The following is a 16,512-nucleotide window of genomic DNA, read 5'->3' on the forward strand; positions in this document are numbered from 1 at the left end:
TCCGGGTGGGCGCTCGGGGTGCCCACGCACGGGCCACCGTCCCGGTACGGGACCGTCGGAGCCCGGCGCGTGGTGCGCGGACCACCGGGCGGGCCGGGAGCCCGTTCCCGCGCGGTGCCCTGGGGCACATGGGTGCCCCAGGGACAGATAACCCCTAGCGCGGCGCCTTCGCGAGCTGACGGGACTGCGCCACCAGACGGTCCCGGCTGTCCCAGACCTCCGCGTCCTCCTCCAGGAAGCCACCGGCGAGGTTACGGGTGCGGATGGCGACCCGGAGCGGGCCGGGGGCGGGACGGCAGCGGATATGGGTGGTCAGTTCGACAGTGGGCGTCCAGCCGTTCAGGCCCAGGTCGAAGGAGGTCGGCGGCAGCGCGTCCACGGTCAGCAAGAGGGAGAGCGGATCCGCGTCGCGCCCGTCGGCAAGGGAGAACCAGCCGCGCATCTCGCCCTTGCCGGAGGGAGCGCCGAGCGCCCAGCCGACGGTGGCCGGATCGAGCCTCAGGGTGAGCCGCTCCAGGATCGCGGAACTGCCCGTGACCGGCGGCGCGGGGGCGTCCGACGGGCTGACACAGCTCTCGTAGGCGGGCAGCTCGGGCGGGGTGGCGGCGGTGCGGACCTCGTCGGAGAGCTGGTCCAGGTCGCCATAGGTGGCGAGGACCCGGATGCGCTCGACCTCCGTGCCGTCCTGCTCGTACTGGACGAGGGACGCCTGGCCGGTGGAGAGGGTGCGGCCGGTACGGATGGTCTCGGTCCGGATGACGGCGGGGCCGGGCTGGGAGGCGCTCAGATAGTGGGCCGAGACGGAGAAGGGGTCGGAGTGCGGCAGGGTGTGGGCGAGGGCGCGGCCGAGGAGGGCCAGCAGATAGCCGCCGTTGACGGCGGCGATGATCGTCCAGCCCTCCGAGAGATGGGCGTCATAGACGCCGGGGGCGCGTGGGGTGACGGCGGTGTCCCGATCGAACTCGCTGTCCCCGATGGATGCCTGAACCGCGTGTGCCATGGCAGGTAACGTACAACAGGTAACTACTAAGCGGTAGCTTTTCGCCCACCGGCTGAGCGGCACCCCGGGGCGCCGTAGCCGTACGCCCACCCGCCGCGCCCGCCCGCATACCCCCCGGGCCCCGGCGTCACCGTGGCCGGAAATCGACCGTTCGGGCGCATGCCACGCGGCCTGCGGACCTCATGACTCCTCGGCCGCCGCCGAGCGGCGGTTCCAGGCGCGGGGGGCGCGCCAGTGGAAACGCATCGCCAGCAGCCGCAGCGCGAAGGCGGTGGCGGCGGCGAGCGTGCTGGTGACGGCGTTCAGCGTGTCGAAGCGGATGCAGAGGACGACGATCGTGGCGCCGACGATGGCGGGGACGGCGTAGAGGTCACGGTCCCAGCGGAGCAGCGAGGGCACCTCGTTCGCGAGGACGTCCCGCAGGACCCCGCCCCCGGCCGCCGTCGCGACACCGAGGGCGGCGGAGGCGGTCAGGCCGAGCCCGTACTCGTACGCCTTGATCGTCCCCGTCACACAGAAGAGTCCGAGTCCGGCGGCGTCGAAGACGTTGACGGCGCCCTGGATGCGTTCGACCTCCGGATGGAGGAAGAAGACCAGGGCGGTGGCGACCAACGGCATCAGGAAGTAGCCGAGATCGGTGAAGGCGGCGGGGGGAACGGCCCCGATGATCAGATCGCGGAGCAGCCCTCCGCCCAGCGCGGTGACCTCGGCCATGACCGCGATGCCGAAGACATCGAAGTTCTTGCGGACCGCGAGGAGGGCGCCGGAGATCGCGAAGACGAAGATTCCGGCGAGGTCGAGCGCGTGCTGGACGGAGGGGGTGAAGATTTCTTGCAGGTGCACCGCACGATTGTGCAGGTTCCGCGCCCGGGACTACTCCGTGGCGGCCTCCGGGGAGGCTGTGTTTCCGGCGTTTCCGGTGCTTCCGGCGTTTCCGGTGCTTCCGGCGTTTCCGGTGCTTCCGGCGTTTCCGGTGCTTCCCGCGTCTCCGCCAGGCGCGGTGCTCTTCGTGCTCTTCGCGTCCGGCGTGTTCCCGGCGCCCTCCGGCTCCGGGGCCGGGTCGACAGCCGGGTCGACGGCCGCGTCGACGGCCGCGTCGACGGCCGGAGCGCCAGCCAGGTCGCCGGCCGGAGCGGTGGCCCCGTCCGGACCCGGGGTCCCGGTCCCGGCCTCCTCGCCGTCCGACGCCTTGGGGACCAGCGCGACGATCTCCACCGCCTGCCGGGCCGAGGCCAGCACCGGCTCGTCGGGGGCCTGGTCGGGGGCGTTCTCGGGATGGTGGCAGGCGACCCGCTGACCGGGGCGGAGTTCCACGAGCGGGGGCTCCTGCGTGGTGCAGAGCTCGGTCGCCTTCCAGCAGCGGGTGTGGAAGCGGCAGCCCGCCGGAGGCGCTATCGGCGAGGGCACATCGCCCTTCAGCAGGATGCGCTCGCTCCTGACGCCCCGGCGGCGCGGATCGGGCACCGGAACGGCCGAGAGCAGGGCCTTGGTGTACGGGTGCATCGGCGTCTCGTACAGGGAGGCGCGGTCCGCCAGCTCCACGATCTTGCCCAGGTACATCACGGCGATCCGGTCCGAGACATGGCGGATCACCGAGAGGTCATGGGCGATGATCACATAGGTGAGTCCCAGTTCGTCCTGGAGGTCGTCCAGCAGATTGACCACCTGCGCCTGGATGGAGACATCCAGGGCCGAGACCGGCTCGTCCGCCACCACCAGCCGGGGCTTGAGGGCGAGCGCGCGGGCGATGCCGATGCGCTGGCGCTGACCGCCGGAGAACTCGTGCGGGTAGCGGTTGTAGTGCTCCGGGTTGAGGCCCACCAGCTCCAGCAGCCGCTGCACCTCCTTCTTCACCCCGCCCTCGGGCGTGATGCCCTGGAGTCTGAAGGGGGCGGAGACGATGGTGCCGATGGTGTGCCGGGGATTGAGCGAGGAGTAGGGGTCCTGGAAGATCATCTGGACATCGCGCCGGAGCGGACGCATCCGCGCGACTCCCAGATGGGTGATGTCATGCCCCTGGAACTCGATCGTCCCCCGGGTCGGCTCCAGCAGCCGGGTGATCAGCCGGCCCATGGTGGACTTGCCGCAGCCGGACTCCCCCACCACCCCGAGCGTCTCCCCGGAGCGGACGTCGAAGGAGAGTCCGTCCACGGCCTGGACGGCCCCCGCCTGCCGCCGCAGCAGCCCCTTGCGGATGGGGAAGTGCTTGACCAGCCCCTCCACCTTCAGCAGGACCTCGCGCTCACCGGAGCGCCCCGCGCCCGGACCGCCCTGCGCGGGAATCACCGCCGGGCCACCCCGCTCTTCGGCCCGGTCCCCGGGCGCGGGGATCACCGCCTGGTCACCCCGCGCGGGATTCGTCGGCTTGTCGCCCCCGGCGCCGGACTCACCCGGGGAACCGGCCTTCTTCACAGCTTCGGCTTCGCTCACAGCTTCGGCGCAATCTCTTCGGTCCAGATCCGTGTCCGCTCCTCGCGCGCCAGGTGGCAGGCGGAGAAGTGCCGGTCACCCACCCGGGCCAGCTCGGGCCTGACCGTACGCGTCAGGTTGTCCTTGGGCAGGTCCGCGTAGGGGCAGCGGGGATGGAAGGCACAGCCGTCGGGGATGTTGATCAGGCTCGGCGGGGAGCCCTTCACCGGGATCAGCCGTTCCGTCTGGTCCCGGTCGATCCTCGGCATCGAGCCGAGCAGCCCCCAGGTGTAGGGGTGCTGGGGCTCGTAGAAGACGGTCTCGGCGGGCCCGCGCTCGACACAGCGCCCCCCGTACATCACCAGGATGTCGTCGGCCAGTTCGGCGACGACACCCAGGTCGTGGGTGATGATGATGACCGCCGAGCCGAACTCCTTCTGGAGATCGCGGATGAGGTCGAGGATCTGCGCCTGGACGGTGACGTCGAGGGCGGTCGTCGGTTCGTCGGCGATCAGCAGCGAGGGGTTGTTCACCAGCGACATCGCGATCATCGCGCGCTGGCGCATCCCGCCGGAGAACTCATGCGGGTAGTTGTCGACCCGCCGGTCGGGCTGGGGGATGCCGACCCGGTCCAGCAGTTCGATCGCGCGGTTGCGGGCGGTCTTCTTGTCGACGTCGTGGTGGACCCGGTAGGCCTCCACGATCTGGCGCCCGATGGTGTAGTAGGGGTGCAGCGCGGAGAGCGGGTCCTGGAAGATCATCGCCATATCGCGGCCGCGCAGCCGTCGTACCTCGTCCGGGTCGGCGCCCAGCAGTTCCTTGCCGTCCAGCCAGACCTCGCCGCTGATCCGCGCCTTGCGGCGGCCGTACTGGCCCGCTGTGTGCAGACCCATGATGCCCAGCGAGGTGACGGACTTGCCGGAGCCGGACTCGCCGACGATGCCGAGCGTCCTGCCCTTCTCCAGCGCGAAGCTGAGCCCGTCCACCGACTTCACCAGGCCGTCGTCGGTGGGGAAGTGCACCCTCAGGTCGCGCACTTCGAGGAAGGCGGTGGGGGCGGGCCCGCCGGCCGGGGCGACCTCGCCCACGGCGGTGCCGGTCTTGCCGAGCTCAGTCATCCGATCCTCACCCGTGGGTCGACGATGGCGTACAGGAGGTCCACGAGAAGGTTGGCGACACAGATGAACAGGGCCGCGAAGAGCGTGACACCGAGGATCAGCGGAAGGTCCTTGGTCTTGATGGACTCGATCGCCATCCAGCCCAGGCCGGGCAGGTTGTAGGTGGACTCGGTGAGCACGGCGCCGCCCAGCAGTGCCCCGAGGTCGAGGCCCAGCAGGGTCAGCACCGGGGTCCAGGTGGAGCGCATCGCGTGCCGCCCGATGACCACCCGTTCGGTCAGACCCTTGGCGCGGGCGGTACGGATGTAGTCCTCGCCCATGATCTCCAGCATGGTGGCGCGGGTGAGGCGCGCGTACATCGCCGCGTAGAGGAAGGCCAGCGTGATCCACGGCAGGATCAGCGTCTGGAACCACTGGGCGGGATCCTCCCCCAGCGGGGCGTACTCACCGCTGACCCAGTCGAGCTGGTAGCTGAAGACGGCGAGCGAGAGCAGACCGGTGAAGTAGATCGGCAGCGAGACTCCGGCCAGTGCCACGGTCATCGCGGTCCGGTCCCACAGGGTGCCCCGGCGCAGCGCGGAGACCACTCCGGCGGCGACGCCGCCGACGACCCAGAGCAGACAGGCGCCCGCCGCGAGCGAGAGCGTGACCGGGATCGCCTCGGTGAGCTGGGGCCACACCTCCTGTTCGGTGCGGAACGAGTAGCCGAAGCAGGGCGCGGGACAGTTGGTGACGTCCGCGCCGTTGGCGTACTCCCGGCCGACGAAGAGCCCCTGGACGAACTGCCAGAACTGCACCAGCACCGGATCGGAGAGACCGAGCTTCTCCCGGATGCCCTCGATGGCGGCGGGGTCGGTCTGCTTCCCGGCGAAGAGGTACGCCGGGTCGGACCCCGCCCACTTGGGCAGCACGAAGAAGATGACGAAGGTCGTCAACGTCACGACCATCAGCATCATGGCGACGGCGAACAATCGCCGGATGACATAAGCAAGCACTGTGCGCGGCCCGGTCGGTGGCCCGGCCCCTGCTGTGGGGTCCGGGAGTACCGGCCGTGGCCATCACCTGCCCTTCGGGACTGGCGGGGTGGGCGATGGTGGGGTGAGGCTCACCAGGGCGACCGGGGTACGGGGTCACCGGGGCGACCGGGCGCCGGAGTCCGGGTCCGGGTCCGGGTCCGGGTCCGGAACCAGGTCCGGACTCCGGGTCCGTAACCGAGGCCAGGACTCCGGGTCCGCGACCCGGACAGGGAACCCGGCTCCAGGTCCGGCTCCGGACTCCGGGTCCGGAACCCGGAGGCCGGCGACCCGCCGACGTCACCGGTCCGTTCAGCTACCGGACCACGCCGACACCGGGGGGCGGTCCGGCGGCCCGGCCGGTGACCACCCCGGAGGGTGCCCACCGGCCGTCCGGCCGCCGGATCCGCGACGGACCGGTTACTTCATGACCCCGAGGGAGACATAGTCGTACCGGCCGTTGTACGCCGCCGTGGAGTAGGCGTTGGTCAGCCGCGAGCTGCGCCAGGTGAAGTTCTTCTCGTAGAGGAACGGCATCTGGACGGCCAGATCGGCCACCGCGTGGTTCATCTGCTGGTAGATCGCCCCGGCCTTCTCGGGGTCGGTCTCCTTGAGCGCGTCGTCGAAGAACTTGTTGATCTTCGGGTCATTGGTCTCGGAGACGTTGTAGTTGCCGTTCGGCATGATGAAGCGGCCGTCCACCAGCGGCTGGGAGAAGCCCTGTCCGGTGGGCCAGTCCGGGCCCCAGGCCGTCATGACCAGGCCGAGACCGCGCTTCTTCACCATGGCGGGCGAGCCGGTGATGCTGGCGGACTCGGCACCGTCGATCGGGTCGACCTCGGCCTTGATGCCGACCGCGCCGAGCGCCTGCTGGAGCGCCTCGGCGGTCTGGACCTCGCCGGGCTGGTTGGTGCGGGCGCTGATGGTGGTGGAGAAGCCGTTGGGCTTCCCGCACGCCTTCAGGGCGGCCTTGGCCTTGGCGGTGTCCGGCTTGCCACCGCGGGCGATGACACCGTACGGGTCGTACGTGTCGGAGCCCTTGATCGACTGGGGCAGCATGTTGGTGGCGATGTTGCCACCGGCCTCCGGGCCGCCGCGCACGGTCTGCATCGAGGTGTAGTCGGCCGCGTAGATCACGGCCTTGCGGCACTCGATGTTGTCGAAGGGCGCGACCTTGGTGGCGATGTCCACATAGCGGACGAAGCTGGTCTCGATGTTGTCCAGGTTGCCCTTGTGCTTGGTGAGAGCGGCGGTACGGCCCGCCTGGGACATCCCGGTGGCGTTGAGGTCGAGGTCGTACTCGCCCTTGATCAGCAGCTGGTCGATCGCCTCCAGGTTGGAGTTGATCGTGACCGTGACCTTGTCCGGAAGGGCGGCGCGGATCGGGTCGGACGCCTTCTGCCACTTGTCGTTGCGGACGAGGACGGTGCTCTTCTTCGGCGTGTACGACTCGAACTTGTACGGTCCGGAGGAGAACGGCCGCAGCTGGTACTTGGCCCCGGTGTCCTTCTCCTTCTTCACCGGGGAGCTGGCGGGCATCGCCAGCATGTGCTCGAAGTCGCCGTTGGGCGTGGCCAGGTTGAAGATGATCGTCTGCGGATCCGGCGTCTGGATCGCCTTCAGGCCCAGCTTGTCCGGGCTGGTGTCCTTGTAGGGGCCGGGGTACTCGCCCTTGGGGTCGAGCACCTGACGCAGATAGCCGGGACCGCCGGTGATGACGTCCTTGGCCCACAGCCGCGAGATGCCGTACTTGACGTCCTGGGAGGTGATCGGCGAACCGTCCTCCCAGGTGATCCCGGAACGCAGCTTGTAGGTGTAGGTCTTGCCGCCGTTGGAGACGACGCCCTTGGCCTCCGCGAGGTCGGGCACCAGCTCCGCGCCGCCCGCGCCCGGCTTGGGCGCGAAGGAGACCAGCTGGCGCGCGTAGAAGCGGGAGAAGTCCCACGCCATGCCGTAGTACTGGCGCTGCGGGTCGGTGGAGTCGAAGTCCTGCTTGCCGATGAACTTCAGGGTGCCGCCCGCCTTCGTGGACGAGTTGGCGACGCCCTTCATCGCGGCGTTGAACCCCGCGGCCTTGCCCTTGCCACCGCTGTCGTCGCCGGAACCGCCACCACACGCGGCGGTGGCCGTGAGCGACGCCACGACGAGCGCCGCTCCGGCGATCCGCCTGGCCCGGGGCGAACGTAGGGATGTCGGTGTCATTGTTCCTTCAACCTCCGGGAGAGCGCGGTTCCCTGCTGCGTGCCGGGGACCGTGGGATAACCACATGACTGATGCGACGGACGGGACTGCTGAGAGCGATCCGACGAGAACGGCAACGAGGACGGGGACGCGCGCGAAAGCGGGTACGGGGACGGGGACGAGCGGCGGGGCGACGGGGGCGCGCATGGACTGTGGCGCCGGGACGAGGGGCGCGGCCGACCGGTCACCGGGTGCCCTTGGGGTCGAGCGCGTCGCGGACACCGTCCCCGAAGAGGTTGAACGCCAGGACCGTCACGAAGATCGCCAGACCGGGCACGACCATGAAGGTGGGATCCGACTGGTAGGTGTCCACCGCCGTGTCGAGCATCTGCCCCCAGGAGGCGGTCGGTGGCTTCACCCCGGCGCCGAGGAAGCTCAGGGCGGCCTCGGTGAGGATGTTGGTCGGGATCATCAGCGTGGCGTAGACGGTGATCGGCGCGACCAGGTTGGGCAGCAGCTCCTTGAAGAGCACATAGCGCTGGCCCGCGCCGAGGCTGCGGGCGGCCTCCACGTACTCCTTCTCCCGCAGGGAGAGCGTCTGGCCGCGCACGATCCGGCCGACGTAGGGCCAGCCGAAGAAGCCGATCACGGCGACCAGGATCGTGATGCGGACCCCGCTGCCGGTCATGCCCAGCAGATCGTTGGGGAGGACCGAGACCAGGGAGATGATGAAGAGGAGCTGCGGGAAGGCCAGCAGCATGTCCATCACCCGGCTGATGACGGAGTCGACCCAGCCGCCGAAGTATCCGGCGATGATGCCGAGGACGGTGCCGAGGAAGACCGCGACCAGGGCGGCGAGGAAGGCCACCAGGAGCGAGATCCGCGCACCGTAGACGATCCGGCTGAAGACGTCACGGCCGTTGCCCGGCTCGACCCCGAGGAGGTGTTCGGAGCTGATGCCGCCGAAGGAGCCCTTGGGGGTGCCGAAGAGCGGATCGATCTTGTCCTGGTGGAACTGGTTCGGCGGATGGCCGAGAAGACTCACGATCAGCGGGGCGAAGATCGCGACGAGGATCAGGAAGATGACAACGATGCCGCCCGCGAGGGCGAGCTTGTCCCGCTTCAGCCTGCTCCAGGCGATCTGTCGCAGTGAACGCCCCTCGACCGACGTCGCGGGCGCCGCCCCGGCGACGGCGGCGGACGCCTTCTCCCCGGCGTCGGCGCTCGTGTCGTGCAGTGGTGCCGTCATCGTCGTGGGGACCCCTCTCGGCCGCGGGTGACCGGCCGTGCCCGCCGCCGCAGCGGCTTCGTTCATGACTTCTGTGCGTGACGTGCGTGATGTGCATGTGTGGCGAGAAGTGCTGGTGAAGCGTGCGTGAACTGCCCCACGCGGGGCGGTCTTCGTCCCCGCGCTGACCGGGAGTCTTCATCGGCCACGCGATCACCCGCCAGCCCCCTCGGTGAATGGTTGCCCAAACGTGATGCGTAGCGAGGAGTTCCGCTATCCGGACGTTCGCGCCGGTTGAGCGGATCTCCATCTCCCGCAAACCGTCTCGTAGTTGAGGGATGTCCCGCCATACGGACAGGGGTGCGGAGGGTGGCAGAAATCGGGCGGACACCATGGCGGACCGGCGACCCTCATGCCCTGCGACGGCGGGGTCCGGCCGGTCGCCGCGGCCCCGGCGACGGCCGGGAAGCGGCCCGGACCGGGGCGGTCGGGATCACCGCCGCGTCAACAGCCGCCCCACCCCGGCGGGCCGTACCGGGGCGCGGTGGCGCCGTCCGCCACGCCGGGCGGAGTGCGGCGGGGCCCAGGCGGGTCAGCGCGGCTTCAGACCCGGCGGGCCGGGCCGGGGTCCAGCACCGTACCCGGCCTTCGGCGGCGGTGGTCGGGGGCCGCCGGGCCAGCGGACGGCGGACAGCGGACGGCACACGGCGATACGGCGCACGGCGCACGGCGATACGGAAGGCACGGCGCCGCCGTCAGCGCCCCGCGACCCCGGGTCAGTGGGTCGGCGCCACCGGCGGCGGGTAGCCGTAGCCCTCGTGCGCGCCCGGCGCCAGATGGGCGTTGCGGTCGTAGAAGGGCCGCGCGTTGGCCCAGAGCCACATCGACACCGGGTCGTACTCGTCGGACATGGCGACCGTCGACACCGGCAGCCCCTCGGGCACCGCCGCCACCGACTGCTGCATCATCGCCCGGACCGCCTCCACCGACTGCCCGCTGGTGTCGTAGAGGTCCAGCCCGATGGCGAGGTAGGGGGCGCCGAGCGCGGGCTGCACCCAGGCCCGGCGCAGGGAGCGCACCGGCGGGGTGCGATGGGCGTTCTGGGAGAGCAGGGCGTAGAAGTGCGGGAGTTCCACGGAGGGCGCGGAGAGCGTGAGCGGCCCCGCGGGCATCCGGTCGAGGCCGGTGGCGATCCGCCGGAGGTCGGGCCAGGGCACCCCGACCCCGCCGCCGGGAGCGTGGGGGTTGAGCCAGATCCCCCAGCGGTCCGGGTAGAGGGCGCGGGCGATGTCGGCCGCGCTGACCACCTCGTGGGCCCGGTTCCAGCCGGAGGCGGCCAGCTCCTGGGGTGAGGTGACGCAGGGCGCGTAGCCGACGCCGTCGACCTCCATGTTCCCGTACTGCGCGTCGGGGGCTCCGGGGCTGCCGTGCCAGAGCAGCATCCAGATCTGGCCGGTGGGGTCCGCGAGCGCTCTGAGCAGCCCCTCGTACGCGTCATAGCGTCCGGGGGACACCTGACGGAGCATGTGCTCGACCTGCCCGGCCGCCGCGGTGCCTGACGAGCTCACCCTGGTTCCGCCCCTCTTCCGCTCATGGTCTGGCGCGGCCTCCTGCGGTGGGGCCACGCCATGAATCCAGCTTAATCAACCGGATTGACACGGACTTGACGTCTGTTGAGCGAGAGGTCAGCCGTGGTCCCGCTGATAGAAGGGACGCACCCGGTCGAGCATCCAGGTGGCCACCGGGTCCCGCGCCACATCCAGCAGGACCAGATTGACCGGCCAGGGGCAGGCGACCCGGCCGAGCGCCCGCCCGAGGGCGTCGAGCGGCGCGCCACGCCCGTGCAGATCCCCGGCCTCCCAGGAGTCGAGCTGCACACCGACGAAGAGAACCGGCGGGTCCCCCTCGACGGAGGCGAGCGCGCGCCGGGCGCTGACCACGCCGGGCAGCGCCCGGAACTCCTCACAGGCGGCGGCGAGGAAGTCCATCGGCTCGTCCTGCCAGTCGGGTTCGAACAGCCGCACCCGTCCCCCGGCGGCCGGGTCCCCGTCGAGCGGGGTGCGTCCGGCCCGGCACAGTTCGGCGACGGCGGCGGGCGGCAGCGGCACCCCGACCGTCCCCTCGGGATTGACGGCGATCCCGAGCTGTGGCGGCAGTCCCCGGGCGAACTCGACGGCCGGGGCGACGGCGTAGGGCATCTGGGGTCCGGCGCAGGCCAGGAACTGGTTCTGGGAGCTGAAGACCGGCACATAGACGCTGCCGCCGATCTCCATCGTGGGCAGATCGAGGTCCTGGCTCTGGCGCGACCCCCCGTTGGGCAGCGGGATCCACAGCGGGCTCCGCCCGAGGACCTCCAGCAGCCGTGCCCCGGCGCCGGGGTCGCCGAGCGAGGCGGCGAGCGCCTCCTCCAGGGGGTTGGCGGGCCAGTCGCCGTGGGTGGGGTGTGCTGCCGGGGTGCTCATACCGCTGTGCCTTCCTCCGGGCGGGTCGATGCCTGGGGGCTCGACCTTAGCCGCCCGCGCCCGCCCGTCAGCCGCCCATGGCCCTTTCGGGCCGTCCGCGACCGCCTTCCCCGCCCGGGCCGCGCCGTTACCGCCCTTCCCGCCCTTCCCGCCGGTCCGGCGCACCTGGAGGCCCGGGTATCCGCCCCGTCCTCCGCCGTCGCCTACCTCGCCGTCGGTGCCGGCGTCCCCCGCCTCCGTACCGGGGCGCACCGCGCACCCGCACGGGACCGGGCCTCACCGCGCGCACGAGGAGGACGGAGACGAGGGAGACGTCAGTCCTCAGGACAGCGGAGCAACGGCGGGAGAACGAGGGCGGACGGGGCTCAGAGGTCCGCGCGGCTCAGCCGGGCCGGTGGCGCGAAGCCGAAACGTGTCAGGGCGGAGGCGGCGGAGCGGTCGAGGAGGACGGTGGAGGCGCACCCGGCGGGCATCCGGCCCGACTGGGCCTCGGCCAGCAGCCGGGCGACGGCACGGCGGTGGCGGACGAAGGCGTACGCGGAGACTCCCCGGCCGCGCTCACGCTGGCCCTCGCGGGCCACCTGGGGCTCGACATCGAGGAGGACGAGATGGAGGGCGCGCCCCCGGCGGCGGGCCTCACGGGCGAGCCAGCGCCGGACCCAGCTCTGGGTCCCGCAGTCATGGACGACGACGCTCTCACCCGAGCGCAGCGCCCGGCGCAGCCCCGCGTAGTGGGCGAACCGGACCAGGGGCCGGTAGATCGCGTACGGCAGGAGGCGGGGCATCGCCGCGTCCCAGCGGTCCCGGGTGTTCTGGGAGTCGATGCCACGGCCCCGGGCGGCGCGGCGGATCAGCGTGGACTTGCCGCTGCCGGGCAGTCCGGAGACGACCACCACGTCTCCGGCGGCGAAGGTCAGCGCGCGTGGGCCGTGCCCCGGGCGGCCCCGGAGATCGCGCAGGCCCGAGGCGGCCGGGGCGGCCCTGGTGCGCCGTCGCGCGGCCGCCCGTCTCTCCCGGGGCATGCCCGGGGCGGTCTGGGGCGCACCGGCCCCGGCGCCATAAGCGCCGGCGGCGTACGCACCGGAATGCGGCACCGTCATCTCACCCTCCCCCATGTCAGCTCACCCATCACACTTGCCCATCAAGCGTAAAGAAATGGTAATGGGGGGCAACCGGTTTCCCCCGGAGGCGCGTCCGGCGCGCGGCGTGCCCCGGGTCGACCAGGGGGGCGGCCGGGCGGGGCCAGGGCCGTGCGGGACGGGCCGGAAGGGGGCGGGTCACCCCGTGCTCACCGCCGTCGGGTCCTTCCCCGGACCTCTCCCCGGGCCGGCGGAACCCCAACCGTCGCGGAGGCGGAACCCCGCCTTCGCGGAGATGGATCCCCACCGCCACGGGGACGGATCCCGGCCGTCACGGGGACGGATCCCGGCCTTCGCGCCAGCGGATCCCGGTCACCGCGCCAGCGGATCCCCGCCGCCGCGCGAGCGGATCCCGGCCTTCGCGAGAGCGGAATTCAAGCCTCCACTTCAAGGGTGGTGATCCACACCCCCCACAACGCCCCCACCCGTGTCATGATGTGCCCGCCAACTGCATACCGGCCGCTTGAATCCACGCGGGAGAGTCCCGGGCATCCCCCGGGCGCCGAAGGAGCAAGTTCCTCCCTTGAATCTCTCAGGCCCCGTACCGCGTGCGATGAGGCAGATCTGAAAAGCGAGCGCCCGTCGAGACGACTGAGCGGCTCCACCCAAGGTGCAAGTCATGACCACCACCTGTCCGCGTGGTCGCGACGAACCTCTCAGGTTCCGATGACAGATGGGGAGGATCGTCCTCGCCGGCCTGCCCTGGGAGCTTTTCCATGTCCACCGACGCCCGCCCGACCGACCCGACGGACGGCGCCCCGCGCCGCTCCCCCCTCGACGCGACGCACCGTTCGCTCGGCGCGACCATGACCGATTTCGCGGGCTGGGACATGCCACTGCGGTACGGCAGCGAGCGCGACGAGCACCAGGCCGTGCGGACCCGGGCCGGTCTCTTCGACCTCTCCCACATGGGCGAGATCACCCTCACCGGCCCCGGCGCCGCCGCCCTGCTGGACTACGCGCTGGTGGGCAATATCGGCACCGTCGGTGTCGGCCGGGCCCGCTACACCATGATCTGCCGCGAGGACGGCGGCATCCTGGACGACCTGATCGTCTACCGGCTCGCCGAGAGCGAGTACCTCGTCGTCGCCAACGCCTCGAACGCCCAGACCGTGCTGGACGCGCTGGTCGAGCGCGCGGAGGGCTTCGACGCCGAGGTCCGCGACGACCGCGACGCCTACGCGCTGATCGCCGTACAGGGCCCCGAGTCCCCCGGGATCCTGAAGTCGCTCACCGACGCCGACCTGGACGGGCTGAAGTACTACGCGGGGCTGCCCGGCACCGTCGCCGGGGTGCCCGCGCTGATCGCGCGCACCGGCTACACCGGCGAGGACGGCTTCGAGCTCTTCGTCGAGCCCGCCCACGCCGAGCGGCTGTGGGCGGCGCTGACCGAGGCGGGCGCGGGCGTCGGCCTGGTGCCGTGCGGGCTCTCCTGCCGCGACACGCTGCGCCTGGAGGCCGGGATGCCGCTGTACGGGAACGAGCTGACCACCGCGCTGACGCCCTTCGACGCGGGCCTGGGCCGGGTGGTGAAGTTCGAGAAGGGCGGCGACTTCGTGGGCCGGGCCGCGCTGAGCGCGGCCGCCGAGCGGGCCGAGACCGCTCCTCCGCGCAAGCTGGTCGGACTGATCGCCGAGGGCCGCCGGGTGCCGCGCGCCGGGTATCCGGTGGTCGCGGACGGCGCCGTGATCGGCGAGGTCACCTCCGGCGCCCCCTCCCCCACCCTGGGCAAGCCGATCGCCATGGCGTACGTGGACGCCACCCACGCCACGCCGGGCGCGGCAGGCGTGGGTGTGGACATCCGGGGCTCCCACGAGCCGTACCAGGTGATCGCGCTCCCCTTCTACCGCCGCCAGAAGTAACCGGGCGGCTCCGGCGCCGCCGGAACCGGCCGGGCGACCGCCCGCGGCCATCCGGCGGGTACCGCCCGCGGTCACCTGGCGGGTACCGTCCGCGGTCACCTGGCGGGCATCCGCCGGAACAGCCGATTCCGGCGCCGCCGGGCCCACCGGGCCCACGGCAGGACCGCGACAGGACCCCGACAAGCCTCTGACCGGGCCGCCGCACCGGCCTCCGACCGGCCCCGACGGCGCCCCGCCCGCTCCCCTCGGGGCAAGGGCGCCCCGGGCCGCTCCCCCGGCCCCGGAAGTGACCAGCGGCACGTCCACCAGACCCCACCACGTCCATCCGCACTCCCCGCGTACAGGAGAATTCAGGTCATGAGCAACCCGCAGCAGCTTCGTTACAGCAAAGAGCACGAGTGGCTGTCGACCGCCGAGGACGGCGTCGCGACGGTAGGGATCACCGAGTTCGCCGCGAAGGCGCTCGGCGATGTCGTCTTCGCCCAGCTCCCCGAGGTGGGCGACCGTGTGACCGCGGGCGAGAGCTGTGGTGAGCTGGAGTCGACCAAGTCCGTCAGCGATCTGTACTCCCCGGTCTCCGGTGAGATCACGGAGACCAACCAGGACGTGGTGGACGACCCGTCGCTGGTGAACAGCGCCCCCTTCGAGGGTGGCTGGCTGTTCCGGGTACGCGTCACGGAGGAGCCGGACGATCTGCTCTCCGCCGACGAGTACGCGGCGTTCACCAGCAACTGACTGCCTTCCCGACCACGACAGGGACCCGAGATGTCGCTTCTCAACACCCCTCTCCATGAGCTGGACCCGGATGTCGCCGCCGCCGTCGACGCCGAGCTCCACCGTCAGCAGTCCACCCTGGAAATGATCGCGTCGGAGAACTTCGCTCCGGTCGCGGTCATGGAGGCCCAGGGCTCCGTCCTGACCAACAAGTACGCCGAGGGCTACCCCGGCCGCCGCTACTACGGCGGCTGTGAGCACGTCGACGTGGTCGAGCAGATCGCGATCGACCGGATCAAGGAACTGTTCGGCGCCGAGCACGCCAACGTCCAGCCGCACTCGGGTGCGCAGGCCAACGCGGCGGCGATGTTCGCGCTGCTGAAGCCCGGCGACACGATCATGGGTCTCAACCTGGCGCACGGCGGCCATCTGACCCATGGCATGAAGATCAACTTCTCCGGCAAGCTCTACAACGTGGTCGCCTACCACGTCGACGACGCCACCGGCCAGGTCGACATGGCCGAGGTCGAGAAGCTGGCCAAGGAGACCCGTCCCAAGCTGATCGTCGCGGGCTGGTCCGCCTACCCGCGCCAGCTGGACTTCGCCGCCTTCCGCCGGATCGCGGACGAGGTCGGCGCCTATCTGATGGTCGACATGGCCCACTTCGCGGGCCTGGTCGCGGCGGGGCTGCACCCCAACCCGGTGCCCCACGCCCATGTGGTCACCACCACCACCCACAAGACCCTCGGCGGCCCGCGCGGTGGCGTGATCCTCTCCACCGCCGAGCTGGCGAAGAAGATCAACTCGGCGGTCTTCCCCGGTCAGCAGGGCGGCCCGCTGGAGCATGTGATCGCCGCGAAGGCGGTCTCCTTCAAGGTCGCCGCCTCGGAGGAGTTCAAGGAGCGCCAGCAGCGCACCCTGGAGGGCGCCCGGATCCTGGCCGAGCGCCTGATCCAGGACGATGTCCGGGAGCACGGTGTCTCGGTGCTCTCCGGCGGCACCGACGTCCACCTGGTCCTGGTCGACCTGCGGGACTCCGAGCTCGATGGCCAGCAGGCCGAGGACCGTCTCCACGAGGTCGGCATCACGGTCAACCGGAACGCCATCCCGAACGACCCGCGCCCGCCGATGGTCACCTCCGGCCTGCGGATCGGCACCCCGGCCCTCGCCACCCGCGGCTTCACCGCCGAGGACTTCCGCGAGGTCGCCGACATCATCGCGGAGACGCTCAAGCCCGCGTACGACGTGACCGCGCTGCGGGCCCGTGTCACCGCGCTGGCCGACAAGCACCCGCTGTACCCGAGCCTGTAAGGCCGGGTGAGCCTTCGTACGCGTACGCACGTACGAATAGGTGGGGGCACCGCGCACACGGGACGGTGTGCGCGG

The 16,512-nt window shown here is 71.4% G+C and carries 13 protein-coding genes and 1 riboswitch; of the genes, 3 read left to right on the forward strand and 10 right to left on the reverse strand.

Annotated features, from left to right (window positions below):
• Positions 1-154: 154 nt before the first annotated feature.
• The 10 genes from ACFVIM_RS10435 to ACFVIM_RS10480 all read right to left on the reverse strand — a co-directional run bounded on the left by ACFVIM_RS10435 (position 155) and on the right by ACFVIM_RS10480 (position 12,511).
• Positions 155-1,000: a thioesterase family protein gene (locus ACFVIM_RS10435; protein WP_384300274.1), complete on the reverse strand. Its 846-nt coding sequence runs from the start codon at positions 998-1,000 to the stop codon at positions 155-157.
• 180 nt (positions 1,001-1,180) lie between these two features.
• Entirely contained in the window at positions 1,181-1,837 is a 657-nt protein-coding gene (locus ACFVIM_RS10440; RefSeq protein WP_384300286.1) for a trimeric intracellular cation channel family protein, read from the reverse strand.
• Between the two features lie 36 nt (positions 1,838-1,873).
• Entirely contained in the window at positions 1,874-3,286 is a 1,413-nt protein-coding gene (locus tag ACFVIM_RS10445) for an ABC transporter ATP-binding protein (RefSeq protein ID WP_384300287.1), read from the reverse strand.
• Positions 3,287-3,426: 140 nt separating this feature from the next.
• Positions 3,427-4,527 (reverse strand): ABC transporter ATP-binding protein, encoded by a 1,101-nt coding sequence (locus tag ACFVIM_RS10450; protein WP_384300275.1) that lies wholly within the window; start codon positions 4,525-4,527, stop codon positions 3,427-3,429.
• Positions 4,524-5,522, reverse strand: a complete 999-nt coding sequence (locus ACFVIM_RS10455; protein ID WP_384300276.1) for an ABC transporter permease — start codon at positions 5,520-5,522, stop codon at positions 4,524-4,526. Before ACFVIM_RS10455 ends, ACFVIM_RS10450 begins: the two co-directional genes overlap by 4 nt.
• Before the next feature lie 438 nt (positions 5,523-5,960).
• Entirely contained in the window at positions 5,961-7,742 is a 1,782-nt protein-coding gene (locus ACFVIM_RS10460) for an ABC transporter substrate-binding protein (protein WP_384300277.1), read from the reverse strand.
• Positions 7,743-7,965: 223 nt separating this feature from the next.
• Positions 7,966-8,970, reverse strand: a complete 1,005-nt coding sequence (locus ACFVIM_RS10465; RefSeq protein WP_384300278.1) for an ABC transporter permease — start codon at positions 8,968-8,970, stop codon at positions 7,966-7,968.
• A gap of 755 nt (positions 8,971-9,725) precedes the next feature.
• A complete protein-coding gene (locus tag ACFVIM_RS10470; RefSeq protein ID WP_384300279.1) occupies positions 9,726-10,517 on the reverse strand; it encodes an enhanced serine sensitivity protein SseB C-terminal domain-containing protein in 792 nt (263 codons plus the stop codon).
• A gap of 117 nt (positions 10,518-10,634) precedes the next feature.
• On the reverse strand, positions 10,635-11,411 hold the full coding sequence (locus ACFVIM_RS10475) for an enhanced serine sensitivity protein SseB (protein ID WP_384300280.1): 777 nt from the start codon (positions 11,409-11,411) through the stop codon (positions 10,635-10,637).
• Positions 11,412-11,776: 365 nt separating this feature from the next.
• Positions 11,777-12,511 carry an AAA family ATPase gene (locus ACFVIM_RS10480; protein WP_384300281.1) on the reverse strand — a complete coding sequence of 245 codons (735 nt, stop codon included), beginning with the start codon at positions 12,509-12,511 and terminating at the stop codon, positions 11,777-11,779.
• A 503-nt stretch (positions 12,512-13,014) separates the two neighbouring features.
• Positions 13,015-13,107: riboswitch (glycine riboswitch) on the forward strand.
• Between the two features lie 159 nt (positions 13,108-13,266).
• Between ACFVIM_RS10480 and gcvT the strand changes: the two genes are divergently transcribed.
• From gcvT to glyA, 3 genes are all read left to right on the forward strand, one after another.
• A complete protein-coding gene (gene gcvT, locus ACFVIM_RS10485; RefSeq protein WP_384300282.1) occupies positions 13,267-14,412 on the forward strand; it encodes a glycine cleavage system aminomethyltransferase GcvT in 1,146 nt (381 codons plus the stop codon).
• Between the two features lie 357 nt (positions 14,413-14,769).
• Positions 14,770-15,147 carry a glycine cleavage system protein GcvH gene (gene gcvH / locus ACFVIM_RS10490; protein ID WP_384300283.1) on the forward strand — a complete coding sequence of 126 codons (378 nt, stop codon included), beginning with the start codon at positions 14,770-14,772 and terminating at the stop codon, positions 15,145-15,147.
• 30 nt (positions 15,148-15,177) lie between these two features.
• A complete protein-coding gene (gene glyA / locus ACFVIM_RS10495) occupies positions 15,178-16,437 on the forward strand; it encodes a serine hydroxymethyltransferase (protein ID WP_384300284.1) in 1,260 nt (419 codons plus the stop codon).
• Positions 16,438-16,512 lie beyond the last annotated feature (75 nt).

Source organism: Streptomyces sp. NPDC057638 (assembly GCF_042800315.1).
Taxonomy (GTDB): Bacteria; Actinomycetota; Actinomycetes; order Streptomycetales; family Streptomycetaceae; genus Streptomyces.